Genomic DNA, 21,911 nt, shown 5'->3' on the forward strand with positions numbered 1-21,911 from the left:
CGGGTGTAGCTCAATGGTAGAGTTCCGGCCTTCCAAGCCGGCTGTGAGGGTTCGATCCCCTTCACCCGCTCCAGATTAAACTTATGGGACTATAGCTCAGCTGGGAGAGCACCTGCCTTACAAGCAGGGGGTCACAGGTTCGAGCCCTGTTAGTCCCACCATATATGCGGCCTGGTAGTTCAGCTGGTTAGAATGCCAGCCTGTCACGCTGGAGGTCGAGGGTTCGAGTCCCTTCCAGGTCGCCAATTTAATTAAATACCGCGGGAATATGGCTCAGTTGGTAGAGCAATTGACTGTTAATCAATGGGTCACAGGTTCGAGTCCTGTTATTCCCGCCATTGTATCTGCGGGAATAGTTCAGTGGTAGAGCGCAACCTTGCCAAGGTTGAAGTCGCGAGTTCGAATCTCGTTTCCCGCTCCATAATAAAATATGGGTGCATAGCTCAGCTGGATAGAGCAACGCCCTTCTAAGGCGTGTGTCCGGGGTTCGAATCCCTGTGCGCTCACCAATAAAAAAAGTTTCACTTTAGTGAAACTTTTTTTTTATAGATATAAATAACATTAACTCTATAGACTAAACTATTAACTAATTGTAAATAATTTGTATATAGTTAGATTTATATAGTATAATACATAGTGTAAAAGATTAAAATGTTTATTTAGGAAGTTTTCAAACAGGAGGATAAAACTGTGTTGGATATAAATTCTTTTTTCAGTGGTTTTGTGGATATAATTTCAAGAATAACTATAAATGATGTAGTTGATATATCCATAGTAGCATATATTTTTTATAAAATATTTATGTTTATAAAAGATACGAGAGCAGAGCAAGTTTTAAAGGGGATATTATTCTTGTTAGTAGCAACTCAATTAAGCGAAACATTTAAATTACATACTCTTTATTGGATATTAGTTAAGAGTTTAGAAATTGGTGTTTTAGCAGCTGTAATAATATTTCAACCAGAACTTAGAGCAGGTCTAGAGCATATAGGTAGAACCAAATTTAATTTTTTTGGTAAAAATGGACCTAATTCTTCAGAGGATTCACTTAATAATACAATAGAAGAAATAGTAGAAGCATTATATTCTTTATCAAGACAAAAGATTGGTGCACTTATTATAATGGAAAGACAAACTAAAATAGGGGAAATAATAAATACTGGTACAAGCATAGATGGAGAAGTATCTAGACAATTATTAATTAATATATTTATTCCAAATACTCCTTTACATGATGGTGCTGTAGTAGTTAGAGATTCTCAAGTAAAAGCAGCAGCATGCTTTTTACCATTGACAGAAAGTAAGGATTTAAGTAAAGATTTAGGTACAAGGCATAGAGCAGCAATAGGTGTTAGTGAGGTTTCGGATTGTATATCGCTTATAGTTTCAGAAGAAACGGGAGACGTATCTATAGCTAAAGCAGGGAAGCTATATAGAAATATTTCTAAAGATAGAATGACAAACATATTAAGAAGTAATTTGAAATCAAAGTCAGAAGAAAAAAGCTTTTTTAAAGGTGGTATATTCAGATGATAGAGAGATTTAAAACTAATACAAAAATAAAATTAATATCCCTGTTAAGTGCAGTAGTATTATGGTTATATGTTATGGCGGTAGTTGACCCAGAAGAGACAAAATTATTTGAAGGGATGCCAGTAACTATAAGTAATATGGATGAATTAAGAGATAAAGATCTTGTAATATATCCTAAAATTGATCTTACTACAGATATATCTGTATCTGGTAAGCTATCTAAACTGCAAAAGGTTAATAAAGATAATATACATATTTATGGTCAAATAAATAATCCTATGGAGGGAAGTAATGATATTTATCTAAGAGCTAATACTCCAGGACAAGTAACTCATGAGATTAGAAATAACATACTTATAGTTAATTTAGAAAAAATAGTGAGTGAACAAAAACCTATTGATATACAGGCAGAAGGAAAACATAAGTCAAATGTAGCTAGAGCTACTGTTGATAAAGGTATAGATAGTATAGGTGTTTCAGGTCCTAGAAGCCAAGTTAAATTGGTAGATAAAATTGTAGGAGTAGTTGATGTAGGGTCAAATACAAATGACTTTACTGCTCAGATAAAACTATTTCCAGTAGACAAGGATGGAAACGAAGTAAAAGATGTTGAGCTTGAAAAATCATCAGTAACAGTAAATGTAGAGTTATTAAAAGAAAAAACTGTACCTATACAGATTAAATTTACACAAGATAGCAATCCAGATATAAAACTAAAAGATTATACATTGAGCCAAGAAAGTATAGTTATAAAAGGTAAAAAAGATGTTGTAGACAAAATTGATTATATAGAAACAGAGCCGTTAAATATAAATGATATTGCTAATAGTACATCAAAAGACCTGGGATTAAGTATACCTGAAGGAATAAGTACAGATACAAAATATATAACTATAAAGCTCAAAACCGTAAAGACAATTAAAGAATCCTTCGTTTATACAAAGCCTGAAATTCAAATAAGAAACAAAACAGAAGATATTGATATATCTAAAATAGATATACCAGATAATATAAATGTAAATATAGAATACTTAGAAAATATAGGAACTATAACAAAAGAAGATATAGTACTATATATAGATGTGTCACAAGATATTAGTGAAACTCAAAAATATGATATAAAGTATGAAACAGAATCTGATATAAAAAATGTGGTTATCACTCCAGATAAAACACTATAATTTTATAAAATAAACTAAAATAAGGTGCAATGAAAATTATCGTTTAAAGTAAAAAAAATGATGTTTTTGTTGCATCTTATTTATTTTAGTAATACTATAAAAGTGAAGAGACATTATAAGGCAATAATCTGAAAAATTAAAAAACTTAAAATAGACTAGGAAAACGTTGCTAAAAAATGTATAATTTAAATATAAAAAACAACTTAAATTAAAAAAATTAATAAGTATTAAATTTTTTATGCATACAATATTCAAAATAATCATCATTTAGTCATACATCACAGGTTATATAATATATTTTACATAGTAAAGTTTTTTGCTAAATAATAAAATATATAGTTAATATTTATAGTAAAGTATAAATGGCTTAAAAGGGGTCAAGCTATTTAACTAGATAAGTAAAGTGAGATTTCACTAGATATAAAAAGAGGTGGGAGTAGATGAGAAACTTTGAAGAAGTAGTAAAGTTTGCAAGAGAAAGAGGTCCTAAAACTATATCCGTAGCATGTTGTCATGATAAAGAAGTTTTAATGGCTGTAGAAATGGCAAGAAAAGAGAAGATAGCTAATGCTATTTTGATAGGCGATATAGAAAAGACAAGAGAGATAGCAAGTAGCATAAATATAGATTTAGATAACTATGAATTAATAGACATAAAAGACTTATCAGAAGCATCTCTAAAGGCAGTTGAATTGGTATCACAAGGAAAATCAGATATGGTGATGAAGGGGTTAGTAGATACATCAATAATCTTAAAAGCTGTATTAAATAAAGAAGTAGGCTTAAGAACTGGAAATGTTTTAAGTCATGTTGCAGTATTTGATGTTGAAGGGTATGATAGATTATTCTTTATAACAGATGCAGCTATGAACTTAGCTCCAGATGTTAATGTTAAAAAACAAATTATAGAAAATGCATGCACAGTAGCACATTCATTAGATATAGACACTCCAAAAGTAGCAGCATTATGTGCTAAAGAAAAAGTAAATCCTAAAATGCAAGATACAATAGATGCAAAAGAATTAGAAGAAATGTGTGAAAGAGGAGAAATCAAAGGATGTATAGTTGGTGGACCGTTCGCACTAGATAATGCTGTATCATTAGAAGCTGCAAATCATAAAGGTATAAATCATCCAGTAGCAGGTAAAGCAGATATATTATTAGCTCCAGACATAGAAGCTGGAAATATATTATATAAATCTTTAGTATTTTTCTCAAAATCAAAAAATGCAGGTGTTATAGTAGGGGCTAAAGCACCAATTATATTAACTTCAAGGGCTGACAACGAAGAAACTAAGTTAAATTCAATAGCTTTAGGCGTATTAATGGCAGCTAAAGCTTAATATATTAGGGGGTATAGCCACATGAATAATGTATTTAAAATACTGACAATAAATCCAGGATCAACGTCAACTAAGATAGCTGTATTTGACAATGAAGATTTAGTATTTGAAAAAACTTTAAGACATTCTTCAGAAGAAATAGGCCAATATGAAAAAATATCAGATCAATTTGAATTTAGAAAAACAGTAATAGAAGAAGCTTTAGCAGAGGGTGGAGTGAAAACTTCAGACTTAGATGCTGTAGTAGGTAGAGGTGGACTTCTAAAGCCTATAAAAGGTGGAACTTATTCAGTAAATGAAGCTATGATAGAAGATTTAAAAGTTGGTGTTCTAGGTGAACATGCATCAAATTTAGGTGGAATTATAGCTAAACAAATAGGTGATGAAGTTAATATACCATCATACATAGTAGATCCAGTTGTTGTAGATGAAATGAATGATGTAGCAAGGGTATCAGGTATACCTGAAATAGATAGAAAGAGTATATTCCATGCTCTTAATCAGAAAGCTACAGCAAGAAGGGCAGCAAAAGAATTAGAAAAAGAATATAGTGCATGCAACTTTATAGTAGCTCATATGGGTGGAGGAATATCTGTAGGGGCTCATGAAAAAGGTAGAGTTATAGATGTAGCTAATGCACTTGATGGTGAAGGACCATTTTCTCCAGAAAGAAGTGGTGGTTTACCAGTAGGTGATTTAGTAAAAATGTGCTTTAGTGGAAAATATACTTTAGATCAAATTAAAAAGAGAATTAAAGGAAATGGTGGTCTAGTAGGATATTTAAACACTAATGATGGTAGAGAAGTTGAAGAAAGAATCTCTAAAGGCGATGAAAAAGCTAAACTAGTTTATGAGGCTATGGCTTATCAAGTAAGTAAAGAAATAGGTGCATGTGCATCAGTTCTTAAAGGCAATGTAGATTTAGTGCTTTTAACTGGTGGAATTGCTTACTCTAAATTATTTACAAACATGATAGAAGATAGAGTTAAGTATATATCTGAAGTTAAAATTTATCCTGGTGAAGATGAAATGATAGCATTAGCACAAGGAGGACTAAGAGTTTTAACTAAAGAAGAGGAACCACAAGTTTATGGATTAGCTGTAGAGTGTATGTAATATTAAAAATACTACACTAACAAATAACATATATAAATGATTATATGACTTAATGGGTGAGATGAATGATAATTAATGATAAAAGAATAAGAATCATAATAGGACATTATGGAAGTGGAAAAAGTGAATTTGCAATTAACTATGTAACTAAGCTAAGAAAAGAAGTAAAAGGAAAAGTTGCTTTATCAGACTTAGATGTAGTGAATGTTTACTTCAGAACTAGAGAGAAAAAAGACTTATTGAAATCTTTAGATATACTTCCAATAGATAGTTCAATAGATGCACCAACTTTAGATTTACCCGCAGTATCAGCTCAAGTAGCAACTCCAATGAATGATGAATCTTATGACTATGTTATAGATGTTGGAGGAGATAATGTAGGTGCTAGAGTGGTAGGAAGATTTAATCATTTAATAAAAGAAAATGATTATGATATGTTTTGTGTAGTAAATGCAAATAGAGAGCAAACTCAGACTGCTGACAAGGTCATCGATCATATAAGAGCAATAGAAAAGTCTTCAGGTTTAAAAGTCACAGGACTTATAAATAATACTCATCTTATTAGATCTACTACTGTAGAAGATGTATTAAGAGGGCAAGAATTAGTACAGGAAGTATCAAAATTATGTAATATACCGGTTAAGTATGTTGCATGTTTAGAAAACCTTGTACCTGAATTACCTAAAGATTTAGAAGGGGAAATATTCCCAATAAAGCTTTATATGAGAGAGGCTTGGATGTAATTTGAGCTCAAATATATAGAAAGATTTTAAGGGGGCATAGGAAAATGGCTAAAGGAACAGTATCTTTTAATCAAGACCTTTGTAAAGGTTGTGGATTATGTGTAGAAGCATGTCCAGTAAAAATTGTAGCAGTGGACAACACTCATATCAATAAGAAGGGCTACAATCCAGCAACAGTTGTTGATATGGATAAGTGTATAGGATGTACAAACTGTGCTACTATGTGTCCAGACTCTGTTATAACAGTAGAGAGAGACTAATTAAAAATTAAGGGGGAATTTTAATGGCTAAGATACTTATGAAAGGTAACGAAGCATTTGGAAAGGCAGCTATAGAAGCTGGATGTAAATATTTCTTCGGTTACCCAATAACACCACAAAATGAATTACCAGAATATATGTCTAGAGAATTACCTAACGTTGGAGGAGTATTTGTTCAAGCAGAATCAGAAGTTTCTGCTATAAACATGATATATGGAGGAGCAGGTGCAGGAGCTAGAGTTATGACTTCTTCATCTTCTCCAGGGATAGCACTAAAACAAGAAGGGATAACATACGCTGCAGGTGCAGAACTTCCTTGTGTTGTAGTAAATGTAATGAGAGGTGGTCCAGGATTAGGTGGAATACAACCTTCTCAAGCAGATTACTTTATGTCTACAAGAGGAGGAGGAAATGGAGATTATAGAACTCCAGTTTATGCTCCAGCTACTGTTCAAGAAGCAGTTGATATGATAATGGAAGCTTTCAATGTTGCTGATTACTATAGAACACCAGTTATGGTAGTTGCTGATGGTATGATAGGGCAAATGATGGAACCAGTAGAATTTAAGGCTCCTAAAAAAAGAGACTTAGCACCTAAAGATTGGGCTACAGTAGGAACTAAAGGTCAAAGAAAACCTAATGTAATCAACTCATTATACTTACAACCAGATGAGTTAGAAAAACATTGTATAAAATTAGAAGCTAAATATAAAGAAATAGAAAAGAACGAAGTAGACTATGAAATGTATAAAACTGAAGATGCAGAACTAGTATTCGTAGCTTACGGAACTACTGCAAGAATAGTAAAAAATGCTATAGATATATTAAGAGGAGAAGGTATAAAAGCTGGTCTTATAAGACCTAAAACTTTATGGCCATTCCCATTCGAAGCATTTAATCAAATACCAGAAGCTAAAAACTTATTAACAGTTGAAATGAGTATGGGGCAAATGGTAGAAGATGTAAGATTAGCTGTTGAAGGTAGAGTACCAGTGCACTTCTATGGAAGAGCTGGAGGAATGATACCTGATCCAGATGGTATAGCTAACAAAGCTAGAGAAGTAGTAGAAAGTCAATTAGCTGTAGGAGGTGCTAGATAATGTCAGTTGTATTTAAGAAAACTAACGGTTTAACAGAAGCTCAAACACATTACTGTCCAGGATGTACTCATGGTATAATTCATAGACTAGTAGGAGAAGTATTAGAAGAATTAGATGTGTTAGGAGATACTATAGGTGTTGCTCCAGTTGGATGTTCAGTTTTAGCTTATAACTATTTTAACTGTGATATGCAAGAAGCATCTCATGGTAGAGCACCAGCAGCTGCTACAGGAATAAAGAGAGTTCATCCTGATAAAACTGTATTTACGTACCAAGGGGATGGAGACTTAGCTTCAATAGGTACAGCTGAAATAGTTCATGCTGCAGCTAGAGGAGAAAAATTTACTACTATATTCGTAAATAATGCTATCTACGGAATGACTGGAGGGCAAATGGCTCCAACTACATTAGTTGGCCAAAAAGCTACTACAGCTCCTAGAGGTAGAGAAATAGATAAACAAGGTTTCCCAATAAGAATGAGTGAAATGTTATCTACATTACCAGGTGCAGTATTCGTAGAGAGAGTTTCTGTAGATACTCCTGCTAATGTTAGAAAAGCTAAAAAAGCAATTAAGAAAGCTTTCCAAGTTCAACAAGCTGGATTAGGATTTGGTATAGTTGAAGTATTATCTACTTGTCCAACTAACTGGGGATTAGCTCCAAATGATGCGCTACAATGGTTAAGAGATAATATGATGCCATATTATCCTATAGGAAATGTAAAAGATGTTGATCTTAATGGGGAGGTGAAGTAATATGTCTACAGCTAGAGTAATATGTGCCGGATTCGGTGGTCAAGGTGTTATGTCTATGGGACAATTACTTACTTATGCAGGAATGCTAGAAGGTAAGGAAGTTTCTTGGTTACCATCATATGGACCAGAAATGCGTGGAGGTACAGCTAACTGTGCAGTAACTGTATCTGATAAGCCAGTAGGTTCACCACTTATAACAGGAGATGCTACTTGTGCTATAGTTATGAACTTACCATCTTTAGATAAGTTTGAAAGAGAAGTTAAGCCAGGTGGAAAAATATTAGTAAACAGCTCTCTTATTGATAAAAAAGTTGAAAGAGATGATGTTGAAGTTCATTATATACCTGCAAATGATTTAGCTTTAGAATTAGGAAACCCTAGAGTTGCAAATATGATAATGTTAGGTGCTTATTTACAAACAGAATCAACAGTAGAAATGGACTCAGTTTTAGAAGCTTTCAAAAAAGTTTTTGGACCAAGTAAAGAAAAGTTTGTTCCGTTAAATAAAGACGCTTTACAAAAAGGAGCACAAGCTATAAAATAATACTAAAGTAGTATAAAAATTTACAAAAAAAGGACAATAGAAATAATTCTATTGTCCTTTTTAGTTATATATATTAAAATGTCTTTATGGAATAAACTAGAGAATTAAGAACATTTATATGTATATAATAATATATTATAATTTGATAAGCTTTTCTTCATGAAAGGAGAATTTTTAATGAGAAAATATTTTGGAACTGATGGAGTAAGAGGCATAGCTAATACAGAGCTTACTTGCGATTTAGCATATAAATTAGGTAGAGCAGGCGGATTTGTTTTAGCTCAAGGGAAAGAAAAAGTTAAAGTAGTAGTAGGAAAAGATACAAGAATATCTGGAGATATGTTAGAAGCAGCTTTAACAGCAGGACTTATGTCTGTTGGATGTGATGTTATAACTGTTGGAGTAGTTCCAACACCTGCAGTAGCATATCTAACAAAAAAATATGAAGCAGACTGTGGAGTTGTTATATCAGCATCTCATAATCCAGTAGAATATAATGGTATAAAATTCTTCAACAATGAAGGGTATAAGTTACCTGATGAAGTTGAATTAAATATAGAAGAATATATCGATAATATAGAAAAAGTAAATTACCATCCAGTAGGAGAAAAAGTTGGAAAAAGAATACACATGCATGATGCACAAAGAGACTATATAGATTATTTAAAGTCTATAATAAATGTTGACTTTAAAGGGTTAAAAGTAGTTTTAGATTGTGCAAATGGAGCATCATATAAAGTTGCACCAATAGTATTTGATGAATTAGGTGCAAGTGTAATTACTATAAATAGTGAGCCAGATGGGAATAATATAAATGATAAGTGTGGGTCTACACATCCGCAAAAACTACAAGAAGCTGTTCTGGCGCACAAAGCTGATTTAGGTCTTGCATATGATGGTGATGCAGATAGATTAATTGCTGTCGATGAAAATGGAAACATTGTTGATGGAGACCATATAATGATATTAAGTGCTATACATCTAAATAAGAAAAAAGAGTTAGCACAAGATACATTAGTAGTTACAGTAATGAGTAATATAGGACTTACTATAGCAGCAAAAGAGCATGGTATAAAACTAGCTACAACTGCTGTAGGAGATAGATATGTATTAGAAGAAATGAAAGATAAAGGATACAACTTAGGTGGAGAACAGTCAGGCCACATGATATTCTTAGATTATAATACAACAGGTGATGGTGTTTTAAGTTCACTAGTACTTTCAAGAATAGTATTAGAAGAAAATAAAAAATTATCAAATCTTGCTGCAGTAATGACTCAATACCCACAAGTATTAGTTAATGCTAGAATAAAAAATGAGAATAAGAATAGATACATGGAGTATCCAGAAATAAAGAGTGAAATTGAAAGAATAGAAAGCTTATTAGATGGATGTGGAAGGGTACTAATAAGACCATCAGGCACAGAACCATTAGTAAGAGTTATGTTAGAGGGTAAAGAGGAAGGTCAAATAAAAGAATTAGCAACTAATTTAGCTAATCTTATACAAGAAAAACTATCGTAATTTAAAAGTGGATACTAAAGACAATATTAGTATTCACTTATAAGCGCCAGAACTTAGTAATTATGTAAGATAATTAAAGAAAAAGTACTGAGTTGACGAGGTCAGAGTTTATCGAATTATCGGCGGATGCTCTGCGGTGTATTTACCATCGTTAGAACTTGCTTAAAACATAGAAGTAATTCTGTGGACAAAGGGAAGTTTATGTAAATATGACCTAACTCTAAAAATATATAAAATAATAATATTTTTAGGAGGAATTAAATATGTGTGGAATAGTTGGATATTTAGGACACAGACAAGCAACAGAAGTTTTAGTAGAAGGACTTTCAAAATTAGAGTACAGAGGATATGACTCTGCTGGTGTTGCAGTTAACACTGGAAATGAATTAGAAATAAGAAAGTTTAAAGGAAGATTAGCAATATTAGCTGAAGATTTAGAAAAAAATCCTATAAATGGTGGATTAGGTATAGGACATACTAGATGGGCAACTCATGGAGAACCATCTGATGTTAATTCACATCCTCATTTCAATATGGATAGAACAATAGCTGTTGTTCACAATGGAATAATAGAAAACTATATGGAATTAAAAGAAGAATTACAAGCTGAAGGTGTTGTATTCTTATCTCAAACAGATACAGAAGTAGTTGCTCATTTAGTAGATAAATACTATGAAGGAAACTTATTAGATGCTGTATATAAAGCTACTGAAAGATTAAGAGGAGCATATGCATTAGGTGTTGTATGTAAAGACAACAATAATGAGTTAGTAGCTGTAAGAAAAGATAGTCCATTAGTTGTTGGTTTAGGTGAAGGTGAAAACTTTATAGCATCAGATATACCAGCAATATTAAAATATACTAGAAATGTATACTTCTTAGAAAACGGAGAATTTGTTCACATGGTAGGAGACAAATTAACTGTATTAAATGAAAATAGAGAAGTCGTATCAAAAGAAGTAACAGAAATAACTTGGGATGTTGAAGCTGCATCTAAAGGTGGATATGAGCATTTCATGTTAAAAGAAATATATGAGCAACCAAATGGTGTTAAGGAAACATTAATAAGAAGATTAAATGATAATGGAGAAATCCAATTAGATGATATAAAAATGACTAAGGAAGACTTAGAAAAAATAAATAAAGTATATATAGTAGCATGTGGTACTGCATATCATGCAGGCCTTGTAGGAAAATTTGCTATAGAAAAATTTGCTAAGATACCAGTAATAACTGATATAGCATCAGAATTCAGATACAGAGATCCATTTGTAGATGAAAATACTTTATTAATACTAGTAAGTCAATCAGGAGAAACAGCAGATACTTTAGCATCTTTAAGATATGCTAAAGAAAGAGGTGCTAGAATATTATCTGTAACTAACGTTGTAGGTTCTTCAATAGCTAGAGAATCAGATGATGTATTCTACACATGGGCAGGACCAGAAATATCAGTTGCATCAACTAAGGCTTATACAACTCAATTAGTATCATTCTACATGATAGCTTTAGATTTTGCTATAAAGAGAGGCACTATAACTAGAGAATTCTACAATGATATGATAGAGAAATTAAAAGAAATGCCTGAAAAAGTAGAAAAAGCTTTAGAACAAGAAACTTATATAAAAGAAGATGTTGCTAAGACTTTAAAAGAAGCAAGTAGCTCATTCTATTTAGGTAGAGGATTAGATTACAACTTAGCTATGGAAGGTGCTTTAAAGATAAAAGAAATATCTTATATACATGCAGAAGCATTTGCTGCTGGAGAATTAAAGCATGGAACAATAGCATTAATAGAAAAAGGAACTCCAGTAATAGCAATAGCTACTCAAGAAGAGCTATTTGAAAAAATGGTATCTAATATGGAAGAAGTTAAAGCTAGAGGAGCATATGTTATAGCTGTTGCTCAAGAAAAGAACAAAGAGGTAGAAAAAGCTGCTGATAAGGTAATATATATACCAAACGTAGATGATATATTATCAAGTATATTAACAGTTTTACCACTTCAATTATTATCTTACTATGTTGCAGTTGAAAGAGGTTGTGATGTAGATAAGCCAAGAAACTTAGCTAAATCAGTAACAGTTGAATAATAAATATAGAAATTATAGCCATGCATTTTTAATGCATGGCTTATTTGAATTATAAATATTAAGAATAAATCACTATTTAATCATTAAAAAAAGTAATGATATCCATAAAAATATACAATATATAGAATTCATAAATTTGATAGATGGTTATTATTAAGTATGATAACCTATAAATATATACATATATTGGAAAAGGGTGAGAATGTGATGATAAGCAAACAAGAAATAGCAAATTTAAAATCAGAAGGTATACTGGCTCAAAAGCAAGAAGGATATTTTTCAATTAGAATTTTAAGCAGGGCAGGGAATTTTACAGCAGAACAACTAACAGAACTAGCTAGATTGTCGCAAAAATATGGCAAAGGATACTTAGGAGTTACAACTAGATTAGCAGTAGAAATACCTTGGATAAAGTATGAGGATATTGATAATATAAAAATTGATTTAAAAGATGCTAATTTAGCTCATGGGGGAACTGGAAAAAAAGTTAGACCACTAGTCGCATGTAAAGGAACTGTATGTCAACATGGGATTTATGATACTCAAGATTTATGTGGAAAGTTACATGATGAATACTTTGCATATGACTTGCCAGCAAAAACTAAAATAACATTGGTTGGCTGTCCAAACAATTGTGCGAAAGCGAACACAAATGATATAGGAATAGTCGGTCAAGTTTATGTAGAGTTCGATGAAGATAAATGCAAAAATTGCGGTTTATGTACTAAATCATGCAGACAAAAATCTGTAAAGCTTGTTGATAAAAAGCTAGTTTGGAATAAAGGTGAATGTGTAAACTGTGGAAAATGTGCACAAGTTTGTCCGTTCGGTGCAATGGAAGTTAAAGAAAAGGGTATGGCCATATATCTTGGAGGAAGAATGGGTAGAGGTTATAGATTTGGTGATAGATTAAGTAATTTATACCAAGAAGATGAAATCATAGAAACAGTTCAAGATATATTAGAAACTTATAAAGACTTAGCAAATCCAGAAGAAAGAATCTGTAAGGTTATAGATAGACTAGGTATAGAAAAATTTGAAAAAGAATTATTAAGTAAAAAAAATCATAATATATAAAATTTAATACTACTACAATAGAGAGTATATCCTTCTTAAATTTGTCAATAATTCAGTTATGAATACGATATAATTTAAGGGGGACTTTTTTTATGAAAACATTCAAAATAATAATAAGTTTTATAGTACTTATGTTAATGGGAATGCTAATATCTTATGCGGATATAAAATCTAATAATGAATATTACAAGTTAATAGAAACTTTCAACAATACACAAGCAAATTTTAAGTTTTATAATATAAAAGCAAATGCAGTCATAGATTATAATATATCTAAAACTCAAATGAGGGATATTTGTATAGAAATCGTTAATAATTTAGGTTTAGAAGAAAGTAATATTAAGTGGGAAGAAAGTAAAAATAAACAGGAAAATCAAATTTATGCACAGATAAAATCTGATGAGAGAAATGTTTCCATAATTTGCATTAAGAAAAATGAAAAAGAGTCATATGTAATAGTTGACATATTAGAGAATAAAGTATATAAAAGTATAGTGGACATTTATACGATTCTTGAGGGGACTTTAAAGAAGCATACACCTCAGGTTGATATAAATACATGTATATCAGGAGAGTACACAAAAAAGTTACAAATAAATAAATATGATGATATTTTAGACAAAATATTATATAATATGAATGCTGAAGAAATAGATAGAATTGAGGAAGAGAATTTTGTCTCAATAACAGCGTATAGCAAGATTTTAAGCGAAAATTATTTAGAATATTTAGGAAATAAGATTAATTTGAATATAGGGATGAGGTATAGCGAAGATGAAGATAAAACTCTTATATACATCGCTACACCAATCATAAAATTAGATTATTAATGAACGAGGAGAGATTAGTAAGATGCCAAAAATATTAGTAAAGAAGAGTAATCCACTTAAAGGTAGTGTTAAAATAGATGGAGCAAAAAATGCAGTATTACCAATAATAGCAGCGACTTTATTAGCAAATGGAAAATCAACATTAAGAGGAGTTCCTAACTTAAGAGATGTACACGTTATATCAGATTTATTAAGACATGTAGGGGCAGAAGTAGAGTATAAAGACAATACATTAACAGTAGATGCTAGTAATATAACTACTTGCGAAGCACCATATGAATTAGTTAGAAAAATGAGAGCGTCTTTCTTAGTAATGGGGCCATTACTTGCAAGATTCAAGCACACTAAGATATCTATGCCAGGAGGATGTGCTATAGGAACAAGACCTATAGATTTACATTTAAAAGGATTCAAATATTTAGGTGCTACAGTAGAAATGGATCATGGATTTGTAGAAGCTACAACTAAGAAATTAACAGGAGCTAAACTATACTTAGATTTCCCATCAGTTGGAGCAACTGAAAATATAATGATGGCAGCTGCACTTGCAGAGGGAACTACTATAATAGAAAATGCTGCAGAAGAGCCAGAAATAGTAGATTTAGCTAACTTCTTAAATGAAATGGGAGCTAATATAAAAGGTGCAGGAACTAACACTATAAAAATACAAGGTGTTGAGGAATTAAAAGGTGCAGAGCATAACGTAATACCTGATAGAATAGAAGCAGCAACTTATATGGTTGCAGCAGCTATGACTAAAGGTGATATAGTTATAGAAAATGTAATAATGGAACATTTAAAACCAGTAGTAGCAAAATTAAAAGAAGCTGGTTGTGAAATAATAGAGATGGAAAATGATTCGGTAAGAGTTATAGGACCAGAAGTATTAAAGCCAATTGATATAAAAACTTTACCACATCCAGGATTCCCTACGGATGTTCAAGCTCAGTTTATGGCTATGCTTACAATAGCAAATGGATCGGGAGTTGTTACAGAAACTGTGTTTGAAAATAGATTTATGCATGTTGCTGAGTTCAATAGAATGGGAGCTAACATAAAAATAGAAGGTAAAAGTGCTGTAGTTAATGGTGTAAGTAAGTTACATGGAGCTAAAGTTAACGCAACAGATTTAAGAGCAGGAGCTGCCCTTATATTATGTGGTCTTATGGCTGAAGGAGAAACTCAAATAGGAGAGATATATCACATACAAAGAGGTTATGTTGATATAGATAAGAAGATAACTGCATTAGGTGGAAATATAAAGATAGTAGAAGATTAATAACAAAAATACTAGTCTAAAACAACAGGGTTGTTCATATACTTTAAGGACAAAGATTTAAACTAAGGAGGAAAAGTATATGAAGAACCCTTTAGCTGTTTTAGCAACAATAGTAGCGTGCTCTATAAGTATACCAATATTAATAAGTGTAGTATCTTATGATGATATAGAAGCAACACCTAAGGTAGATTCAAAACCTATTGTACAAACAATAAAGAAAAAAACAAAACAAATAGCAAATTATGAAACAGTAGATAAAAAATCACCAGTAATAAATGTTTATAATCATAACTTAGGCAAAGTACAACAAATGGATATTGAAGAATATTTATGTGGTGTATTAGCAGGAGAAATGTCAGCAGAGTTTAATTTAGAAGCGTTAAAAGCTCAAGCTGTAGCAGCTAGAACTTTTGTTATGTACAAAGAAGACCAAGGTAAACAAAGCAAACATCCAAATGCAGTAGTTTGTACAGACTTTAAGCATTGTCAGGAGTATAAAAGTTATGAATATTTAAAGAAAAAAAATGGTGAGAAATGGATGCAAAATTCTTACTCTAAAATACAACAAGCAGTTAAAGAAACAAAAGGTCAGATTATAACGTATAATAATAAGCCTATACTTACGTTATATTTTTCAACATCAGCAGGAAAAACAGAAAACAGTGAAGAAGTATTCGCACAGTCTTATCCATATTTAAAATCAGTTGACAGCCCATATGATAAAAACTATTCTCCAAAATACACATCAGCATTAAAAATGAGTAATAAAGATTTTGTACATGCATTTAAGGTAGGATATAGCGATATTCAACTTAGTGAAAATAACTTGAGTAATCAGGTTAAAATAATAGATAAAAGCAATGGTGGATCTGTAGAAAATATTAAAGTAGGTAATAAGCAGATAAAAGGTACAGATGTAAGAAAGATTTTAAACCTTAATTCAGCTAATTTTGACTTATCATTTAAAGATAGCTATGTAGATATATCTGTTAAGGGATATGGACATGGTGTTGGAATGAGTCAATGGGGAGCAGAAGGTATGGCACAAGAGGGTTATAAATACTATGAAATTTTATCTCACTACTATACAGGAACAACAATAAAAGATTTATATTAAAAAGTAAAACTCTATAATCTATTTACTAATTAAGATTATAGGGTTTTTTATAATACTTAGAAAATTATACTTATATTAAAATTAAAGATAATTATAATTTGCGTATATGTATTTCAAAAAAAGTCAGCCTTATAAAATCTTCAAGGAAGACTTTTTTATTTTGTAAATTTATATAAAAATACATTAAATAGCCAGTATTTATCCAAATATTATTTATAAAAAATATACAAAATTGTATAAAAATAGAAATTAGGACAACAATATAAATACATAAATATATTTGGAGGTGCTGTATGAAGAAAAAGCTATTAGAAAAAGATGGTTTTTATCTAGCATTGTTTGCATGTGTTTGCTTAGTAGCTGTTGGCGGAGTTTGGTTTACAAAAAATAATGTAGATGAATTAGCTTCTAATAACGGATTTGTAAATAAGACTGATGAAAGTAAAAATGATGATGAAGTAAATTTAATACAAAAAGATAATGACGCTGCTGTTCCTACAACAACAGAATCAAAAGATAACCTAGAAAAAGCTAAAGCTAAAGAAAAAGAGCAACAAGCAAATAAAAAGGAAGAATCGAAACTTAGTTTTTTAGGTGAAAAGGTAGTCAGAGAATATTCTGATAAAGAACCTAGTTACTCAAAAACACTAAACTTATGGGAAGTACATAAAGGTTTAGACGTTAGTACATTAAAAGGTCAAGAAATAAAATCTTTATTAGATGGAAAAATTGTAGATGTATTTAAAGATGATGAACATGGTATGTCAGTAAAAGTTAAAAGTAATAATGATATTACTGTAGTTTATTCTAATTTAAGTGAAAAAATAAATGTTAAAAAAGATCAACAAGTTAAAGTAGGGCAAGCTCTAGGTACAGTTGGTAACACTTCTATGGTAGAAGGAAAAGATGGTCAACACGTACATATAGAAGCATATAAGGGAAATAGCTCTATGAATCCTATGAGCTTAATTAAATAAAAATAATTAGACTTAATCAAATTTGGTTAAGTCTGTTATATTTTTTGAAATTCTCACATATATATGATTAAGGCTAGTATGTGAGGAGGGGAAGTTTTGAGATCTCATATAGAGGAACGAGCAATCGTTGTAGCAAAATATATACTAGAAAAAAATACGACTGTGCGTCAAACAGCGAAAACATTTGGAGTGAGTAAAAGTACTATTCACAAAGATGTAACAGAACGATTAGAAGAAATAAATCCATCTTTAGCTAAAGAAGTTAAAATGGTTTTAGAAAAGAATAAATCTGAAAGACACATAAGAGGAGGCATGGCTACTAAGCTTAAATATGAGAAAGATATTAAAAAAGATGTAGGTTAAAACCTGCATCTTTTTTAATATTGTTCTTGACTAAAACTCTGTTTTTGTATATTTTGTATTATAGGAGTGTTTTGCAAAAAAATAATGAATCGTTTAAATATAAAATATGAAACAAAAGGAGTTGTAAAAATGGCGAGAGCTGATATAGGTATAGACTTGGGAACAGCAAATGTACTTGTATACGTAGATGGAAAAGGAATAGTATTAGAAGAGCCTTCTGTTGTGGCAATAGAAAAAAGAACTAATTCTGTCCTAGCAGTAGGAGAAGAAGCTAGAAAGATGATAGGTAGAACGCCTGGAAATATTGTTGCTATAAGACCATTAAGAGATGGTGTTATATCTGACTATGATGTAACTGAGAAAATGCTTAACTATTTCGTAAACAAAGTAGTGGATAAAAAAGGATTTGGGAGATTCTTTATGCCGAGAATAATGGTTTGCGTTCCTACTGGTGTTACAGAAGTAGAAAAAAGGGCAGTAGAGGAAGCTACACGCCAAGCTGGTGCAAGAGAGGTATATATAATTGAAGAACCAATAGCAGCGGCTATAGGAGCTGGAGTAGATATATCTAAGCCTAATGGTAGCATGGTTATAGATATCGGTGGTGGTACAGCTGATATAGCTGTAATATCGTTAGGAGGAGCTGTAGTTAGTGAATCTATAAAAGTTGGAGGAGATAGATTTGATGAAGCTATAGTAAGATATATGAGAAAGCAACATAATCTTCTTATCGGAGAAAGAAGTGCGGAAAAGATAAAAGTAGAAATAGGAACTGCATATAAAAGAAAAGAAGAAAAGAGTATGAAAATAAGCGGTAGAAACTTAGTTACAGGATTACCATTATCTATAACAATAAATTCTTCTGAAATGCTAGAAGCACTTGATGAGTGTGCAGAACAAATAGTACTTACTACACTAGCAGTACTAGAAAAGACACCACCAGAGTTAGCTGCTGATATAAGTGATGCAGGTATAATAATGACAGGTGGAGGTTCATTGTTATATGGATTAAATACAAGAATCGAAGAAAGAACAGGAATAAAGGTTATTGTTGCCAATGAACCAATGTCTTGTGTAGCTAAAGGTACAGGTAGTGCACTAGGTTCTTTAGATATGCTTGAAACAGGGGGTACCTTCAAAAGAAGATAATAAGGAGGTATTTTTATGTTAAATATAGATCAAATAAAGGAATTAATACCACATAGATATCCATTTTTATTAGTGGATAAAGTAATAGAATTGGATGCTGGAAAAAGGGCTGTAGGTATAAAAAATGTAACAGTAAATGAGCCATTTTTCCAAGGTCATTTTCCAGAATACCCTATAATGCCAGGTGTATTAATAATAGAAGCAATGGCTCAAGTAGGTTGTGTAGCTATGATGTCTATAGAAGAAAATAGAGGTAAATTAGGTGTATTCGCAGGTATTGATAAAGTTAGGTTTAAAAAAGAAGTAAGACCAGGGGATACATTAACTATGGAAGTAGAGATGACTTCTGTAAGAAGAAACATTGGAAAAGCTACAGCTAAAGCTTTTGTTGGAGAAGAGTTAGCTTGTAGTGGAGAATTAATGTTTGCCCTTGTAGAAAAGTAAGATAAAAAGTCCTAGAAATAGGACTTTTTTTATTTGATAAAATTAAATTATTATACATAAGTAGCCAAAGATTAAAATGCATGAATAGAAAAAGCTCGCACAACTAGTAGCGCTTTATGTAAAGATATAGTGCGAGATAATTCATTTTAAATAGGAAATTAGGTAGAAAGTAATAGAGATAATGAAATTATTTCAGCGAGTTCTATTATGAAGCTAAGCCTCACGTTATTAAAAGAAAATCTGTTATTTTCATCTATTTTATCTACAATCCCAACAATAGAGTAATTTCCTATTTGAGGGAGTTTTTTTCCTACTCCTTTTCCAGGAAGAATAGGACCTTTTCTAATTTGTACATTGCCTATACTACTTTTTGATCCCAAGCATGCATCTATAGCCAAGAAATTTCCTTTAGGATGAGTATTTTTTATATGTTCAATAGACTCATAAATATTTAAAGCATGAATAGGATTATCTAGTGTGCCGTAAACAGGAAACTTAAAGTCACTATTCTTTAACATGGTACCAACTAAAGGGCCAAGAGCATCACCTATAGCCCGATCTGTTCCTATACAAACCACAACTGTATTTTCATCAACTAAATCTTTAAGGACTGAACTTAATATTTGTACGACATTCTCTTTTTTATAATTTACCTTGGCTAAATACATAGGAACACCCCCTTCAAAAGAAATATATGAAATTTTGGCCTGAAAAAGACCTATATTAAAGTAGATAAGTTATAATATGAAATTAAGTTAAGATAGGATACTGTTTATATAAAATTAACAAATAAAAAAATAAGGAAATGTATATTTTAGACTTATTGTGAGAGAGAATTAAATACTGCAGGGGAAAACATTAATTAGATAAAATAAATAATTTTGTTGACAACGTTTTAAAAACATAGTAACATGTAAATTGTAAAGAACATATAATAAAAAGAACTTAATAACTTTCTTGATTACCTTATCAAGAGCGGCGGAGGGATAGGCCCTGTGAAGCCCAGCAACCACCCATATTTGGGAGACGGTGCTAAATCCTACAAAACCATATGGTTTTGAGAGATGAGGTTAGTTAATTAGCGTATTGATATATATATAATTAACCTCTTCTTGTAAAAAGAAGAGGTTTTTTTAATTCAACAATAAATAACTAAACCGTGACCTCTTAAAATGTACTAAGTTCTTAAATAGGTTATTAAAAAATTACCAGTAAAAAGTATAAAAAAATTGATTTTTCGTAATTATAATAAACGAGGGAATCTACTAAATTTAAGGAGGAAACAAAGATGGCAAGACATTTATTTACATCAGAATCAGTAACAGAAGGGCATCCAGATAAAATCTGTGACCAAATATCAGATGCTATACTAGATGCATTATTAGAAAAGGATCCTTTATCAAGAGTAGCATGTGAAACAACAGTTACTACAGGATTAGTTTTAGTTGCAGGAGAAATAAGTACAAAAACTTATGTTGATATACCTAAATTAGTTAGAGAAACAGTTAGAGGCATAGGATATGATAGAGCTAAGTATGGATTTGACTGTGATACTTGTGCAGTTATAACATCTATAGATGAACAATCAGGCGATATAGCAATGGGTGTTGATGAAGCTTTAGAAAACAGAGCTGGACAAATAAGTGAAGATGAAATAGAAAAAGTAGGAGCTGGAGATCAAGGTATAATGTTCGGTTTCGCATGTAATGAAACAGAAGAATTAATGCCTTTACCAATATCATTAGCTCATAAATTAGCAAGAAGATTAACTGAAGTTAGAAAGTCAGGATTATTAGATTATCTAAGACCAGATGGAAAAACTCAAGTTACAGTTGAATATGATGGAAATAAGGTAGTTAGAGTTCATACTATACTTATATCAACTCAACATGGAGAAGAAGTTGAGAATGAAACAATAAGAAAAGACTTAATAGAGCATGTTATAAAAGCTGTTATACCTGCAGACTTATTAGATGAAGAAACTATAATATATATCAACCCAACAGGAAGATTCGTTATAGGAGGACCTCAAGGAGATACAGGACTTACAGGAAGAAAGATAATAATAGATACTTACGGTGGATACTCAAGACATGGAGGAGGAGCTTTCTCAGGAAAAGATGCTACAAAAGTTGATAGATCTGCTGCATATGCTGCAAGATACGTAGCTAAAAATATAGTAGCTGCAGGACTTGCTGATAAATGTGAAATAGAATTAGCTTATGCTATAGGTGTTGCTAGACCATTATCTGTATTTATAGATACTTTTGGAACTGGAAAAGTTTCAGAGGAATTATTAGTTGAATTAGTTAATAAACATTTCGACTTAAGACCAGGTGCGATAATAAGAGACTTAGACCTAAGAAAACCTATATTCAAACAAACAGCTGCTTATGGACACTTTGGAAGAACTGATATAGACTTACCATGGGAAAGAACTGATAAAGCAGAAGTATTAAGAAAAGAAGCATTAGGACAATAAT

The 21,911-nt window shown here is 31.4% G+C and carries 21 protein-coding genes, 5 tRNA genes and 1 riboswitch; of the genes, 25 read left to right on the forward strand and 1 reads right to left on the reverse strand.

All coding sequences use genetic code 11. From position 1 onward, the window contains the following. The first annotated feature begins 85 nt into the window (after positions 1–85). The 24 genes from BLP75_RS14330 (at position 86) to fabZ (ending at position 19,428) form a co-directional block, all read left to right on the forward strand. Positions 86–161 (forward strand) — tRNA-Val (locus BLP75_RS14330). 7 nt (positions 162–168) lie between these two features. Continuing rightward, positions 169–245 (forward strand) — tRNA-Asp (locus BLP75_RS14335). A 17-nt stretch (positions 246–262) separates the two neighbouring features. Then, a tRNA-Asn gene (locus BLP75_RS14340) sits at positions 263–338 on the forward strand. Between the two features lie 8 nt (positions 339–346). After that, positions 347–421, forward strand: a tRNA-Gly gene (locus BLP75_RS14345). A gap of 11 nt (positions 422–432) precedes the next feature. Continuing rightward, positions 433–509 (forward strand) — tRNA-Arg (locus BLP75_RS14350). 181 nt (positions 510–690) lie between these two features. Further along, the gene (gene cdaA, locus BLP75_RS14355) at positions 691–1,533 is read left to right on the forward strand and encodes a diadenylate cyclase CdaA (RefSeq protein WP_092727227.1); all 843 of its coding nucleotides are present in this window, start codon (positions 691–693) and stop codon (positions 1,531–1,533) included. Beyond that, positions 1,530–2,714, forward strand: a complete 1,185-nt coding sequence (locus BLP75_RS14360) for a CdaR family protein (RefSeq protein ID WP_092727228.1) — start codon at positions 1,530–1,532, stop codon at positions 2,712–2,714. The genes cdaA and BLP75_RS14360 overlap by 4 nt, the downstream gene beginning before the upstream one ends. 440 nt (positions 2,715–3,154) lie before the next feature. Then, positions 3,155–4,057: a phosphate butyryltransferase gene (gene ptb, locus BLP75_RS14365; protein WP_092727229.1), complete on the forward strand. Its 903-nt coding sequence runs from the start codon at positions 3,155–3,157 to the stop codon at positions 4,055–4,057. A gap of 21 nt (positions 4,058–4,078) precedes the next feature. Continuing rightward, on the forward strand, positions 4,079–5,173 hold the full coding sequence (gene buk / locus BLP75_RS14370; protein ID WP_092727230.1) for a butyrate kinase: 1,095 nt from the start codon (positions 4,079–4,081) through the stop codon (positions 5,171–5,173). Positions 5,174–5,238: 65 nt separating this feature from the next. Further along, the gene (locus BLP75_RS14375) at positions 5,239–5,916 is read left to right on the forward strand and encodes an ATP-binding protein (protein ID WP_092727231.1); all 678 of its coding nucleotides are present in this window, start codon (positions 5,239–5,241) and stop codon (positions 5,914–5,916) included. A gap of 44 nt (positions 5,917–5,960) precedes the next feature. Beyond that, the gene (locus BLP75_RS14380) at positions 5,961–6,176 is read left to right on the forward strand and encodes a 4Fe-4S binding protein (RefSeq protein ID WP_092727232.1); all 216 of its coding nucleotides are present in this window, start codon (positions 5,961–5,963) and stop codon (positions 6,174–6,176) included. 23 nt (positions 6,177–6,199) lie between these two features. Further along, positions 6,200–7,276, forward strand: coding sequence for a 3-methyl-2-oxobutanoate dehydrogenase subunit VorB (locus tag BLP75_RS14385; RefSeq protein WP_092727233.1), 1,077 nt, complete (start codon positions 6,200–6,202; stop codon positions 7,274–7,276). Next, the gene (locus BLP75_RS14390; protein WP_092727234.1) at positions 7,276–8,031 is read left to right on the forward strand and encodes a thiamine pyrophosphate-dependent enzyme; all 756 of its coding nucleotides are present in this window, start codon (positions 7,276–7,278) and stop codon (positions 8,029–8,031) included. Before BLP75_RS14385 ends, BLP75_RS14390 begins: the two co-directional genes overlap by 1 nt. Before the next feature lies 1 nt (position 8,032). Beyond that, positions 8,033–8,575 carry a 2-oxoacid:acceptor oxidoreductase family protein gene (locus BLP75_RS14395; protein ID WP_092727235.1) on the forward strand — a complete coding sequence of 181 codons (543 nt, stop codon included), beginning with the start codon at positions 8,033–8,035 and terminating at the stop codon, positions 8,573–8,575. Between the two features lie 177 nt (positions 8,576–8,752). Beyond that, positions 8,753–10,099, forward strand: coding sequence for a phosphoglucosamine mutase (gene glmM / locus BLP75_RS14400; protein ID WP_092727236.1), 1,347 nt, complete (start codon positions 8,753–8,755; stop codon positions 10,097–10,099). Positions 10,100–10,362: 263 nt separating this feature from the next. Next, positions 10,363–12,192 (forward strand): glutamine--fructose-6-phosphate transaminase (isomerizing), encoded by a 1,830-nt coding sequence (gene glmS / locus BLP75_RS14405; protein ID WP_092727237.1) that lies wholly within the window; start codon positions 10,363–10,365, stop codon positions 12,190–12,192. A gap of 207 nt (positions 12,193–12,399) precedes the next feature. Then, positions 12,400–13,269 (forward strand): 4Fe-4S binding protein, encoded by an 870-nt coding sequence (locus BLP75_RS14410; protein WP_092727238.1) that lies wholly within the window; start codon positions 12,400–12,402, stop codon positions 13,267–13,269. A 92-nt stretch (positions 13,270–13,361) separates the two neighbouring features. Then, complete coding sequence (locus BLP75_RS14415; protein WP_092727239.1) at positions 13,362–14,099, forward strand: YwmB family TATA-box binding protein; 738 nt, start codon at positions 13,362–13,364, stop codon at positions 14,097–14,099. A gap of 22 nt (positions 14,100–14,121) precedes the next feature. Then, positions 14,122–15,378 carry a UDP-N-acetylglucosamine 1-carboxyvinyltransferase gene (gene murA, locus BLP75_RS14420; RefSeq protein WP_092727240.1) on the forward strand — a complete coding sequence of 419 codons (1,257 nt, stop codon included), beginning with the start codon at positions 14,122–14,124 and terminating at the stop codon, positions 15,376–15,378. Positions 15,379–15,457: 79 nt separating this feature from the next. Beyond that, positions 15,458–16,495, forward strand: coding sequence for a stage II sporulation protein D (gene spoIID, locus BLP75_RS14425; RefSeq protein ID WP_092727241.1), 1,038 nt, complete (start codon positions 15,458–15,460; stop codon positions 16,493–16,495). Between the two features lie 293 nt (positions 16,496–16,788). Then, entirely contained in the window at positions 16,789–17,472 is a 684-nt protein-coding gene (locus BLP75_RS14430) for a peptidoglycan DD-metalloendopeptidase family protein (RefSeq protein ID WP_092727242.1), read from the forward strand. Between the two features lie 96 nt (positions 17,473–17,568). Beyond that, positions 17,569–17,835, forward strand: a complete 267-nt coding sequence (spoIIID, locus tag BLP75_RS14435; RefSeq protein WP_026899919.1) for a sporulation transcriptional regulator SpoIIID — start codon at positions 17,569–17,571, stop codon at positions 17,833–17,835. Between the two features lie 129 nt (positions 17,836–17,964). Continuing rightward, entirely contained in the window at positions 17,965–18,984 is a 1,020-nt protein-coding gene (gene mreB / locus BLP75_RS14440) for a rod shape-determining protein MreB (RefSeq protein WP_092727330.1), read from the forward strand. A gap of 15 nt (positions 18,985–18,999) precedes the next feature. Continuing rightward, a complete protein-coding gene (gene fabZ / locus BLP75_RS14445; RefSeq protein ID WP_092727243.1) occupies positions 19,000–19,428 on the forward strand; it encodes a 3-hydroxyacyl-ACP dehydratase FabZ in 429 nt (142 codons plus the stop codon). Between the two features lie 158 nt (positions 19,429–19,586). On the opposite strand, the gene yyaC is transcribed toward fabZ, so the two are convergent. Beyond that, a complete protein-coding gene (yyaC, locus tag BLP75_RS14450; RefSeq protein ID WP_092727244.1) occupies positions 19,587–20,096 on the reverse strand; it encodes a spore protease YyaC in 510 nt (169 codons plus the stop codon). Between the two features lie 295 nt (positions 20,097–20,391). Further along, positions 20,392–20,499, forward strand: a riboswitch (SAM riboswitch). Between the two features lie 217 nt (positions 20,500–20,716). Between yyaC and metK the strand changes: the two genes are divergently transcribed. After that, positions 20,717–21,910 (forward strand): methionine adenosyltransferase, encoded by a 1,194-nt coding sequence (gene metK, locus BLP75_RS14455; RefSeq protein WP_092727245.1) that lies wholly within the window; start codon positions 20,717–20,719, stop codon positions 21,908–21,910. Position 21,911: the final 1 nt, after the last annotated feature.

Origin of the sequence: Romboutsia lituseburensis DSM 797 (assembly GCF_900103615.1) — a bacterium.
In the GTDB taxonomy this organism is placed as follows: domain Bacteria; phylum Bacillota; class Clostridia; order Peptostreptococcales; family Peptostreptococcaceae; genus Romboutsia_F; species Romboutsia_F lituseburensis.

Coding starts and splice junctions, on each gene's coding strand:
- BLP75_RS14390 (WP_092727234.1), top strand. CDS start 7,276: ATGTCAGTTGTATTTAAGAAAACTAACGGTTTAACAGAAGCTCAAACA.
- BLP75_RS14380 (WP_092727232.1), top strand. CDS start 5,961: ATGGCTAAAGGAACAGTATCTTTTAATCAAGACCTTTGTAAAGGTTGT.
- glmM (WP_092727236.1), top strand. CDS start 8,753: ATGAGAAAATATTTTGGAACTGATGGAGTAAGAGGCATAGCTAATACA.
- fabZ (WP_092727243.1), top strand. CDS start 19,000: ATGTTAAATATAGATCAAATAAAGGAATTAATACCACATAGATATCCA.
- yyaC (WP_092727244.1), bottom strand. CDS start 20,096: ATGTATTTAGCCAAGGTAAATTATAAAAAAGAGAATGTCGTACAAATA.
- glmS (WP_092727237.1), top strand. CDS start 10,363: ATGTGTGGAATAGTTGGATATTTAGGACACAGACAAGCAACAGAAGTT.
- mreB (WP_092727330.1), top strand. CDS start 17,965: ATGGCGAGAGCTGATATAGGTATAGACTTGGGAACAGCAAATGTACTT.
- BLP75_RS14410 (WP_092727238.1), top strand. CDS start 12,400: ATGATAAGCAAACAAGAAATAGCAAATTTAAAATCAGAAGGTATACTG.
- murA (WP_092727240.1), top strand. CDS start 14,122: ATGCCAAAAATATTAGTAAAGAAGAGTAATCCACTTAAAGGTAGTGTT.
- buk (WP_092727230.1), top strand. CDS start 4,079: ATGAATAATGTATTTAAAATACTGACAATAAATCCAGGATCAACGTCA.
- BLP75_RS14385 (WP_092727233.1), top strand. CDS start 6,200: ATGGCTAAGATACTTATGAAAGGTAACGAAGCATTTGGAAAGGCAGCT.
- ptb (WP_092727229.1), top strand. CDS start 3,155: ATGAGAAACTTTGAAGAAGTAGTAAAGTTTGCAAGAGAAAGAGGTCCT.
- BLP75_RS14415 (WP_092727239.1), top strand. CDS start 13,362: ATGAAAACATTCAAAATAATAATAAGTTTTATAGTACTTATGTTAATG.
- BLP75_RS14430 (WP_092727242.1), top strand. CDS start 16,789: ATGAAGAAAAAGCTATTAGAAAAAGATGGTTTTTATCTAGCATTGTTT.
- metK (WP_092727245.1), top strand. CDS start 20,717: ATGGCAAGACATTTATTTACATCAGAATCAGTAACAGAAGGGCATCCA.
- BLP75_RS14395 (WP_092727235.1), top strand. CDS start 8,033: ATGTCTACAGCTAGAGTAATATGTGCCGGATTCGGTGGTCAAGGTGTT.
- BLP75_RS14375 (WP_092727231.1), top strand. CDS start 5,239: ATGATAATTAATGATAAAAGAATAAGAATCATAATAGGACATTATGGA.
- spoIID (WP_092727241.1), top strand. CDS start 15,458: ATGAAGAACCCTTTAGCTGTTTTAGCAACAATAGTAGCGTGCTCTATA.
- BLP75_RS14360 (WP_092727228.1), top strand. CDS start 1,530: ATGATAGAGAGATTTAAAACTAATACAAAAATAAAATTAATATCCCTG.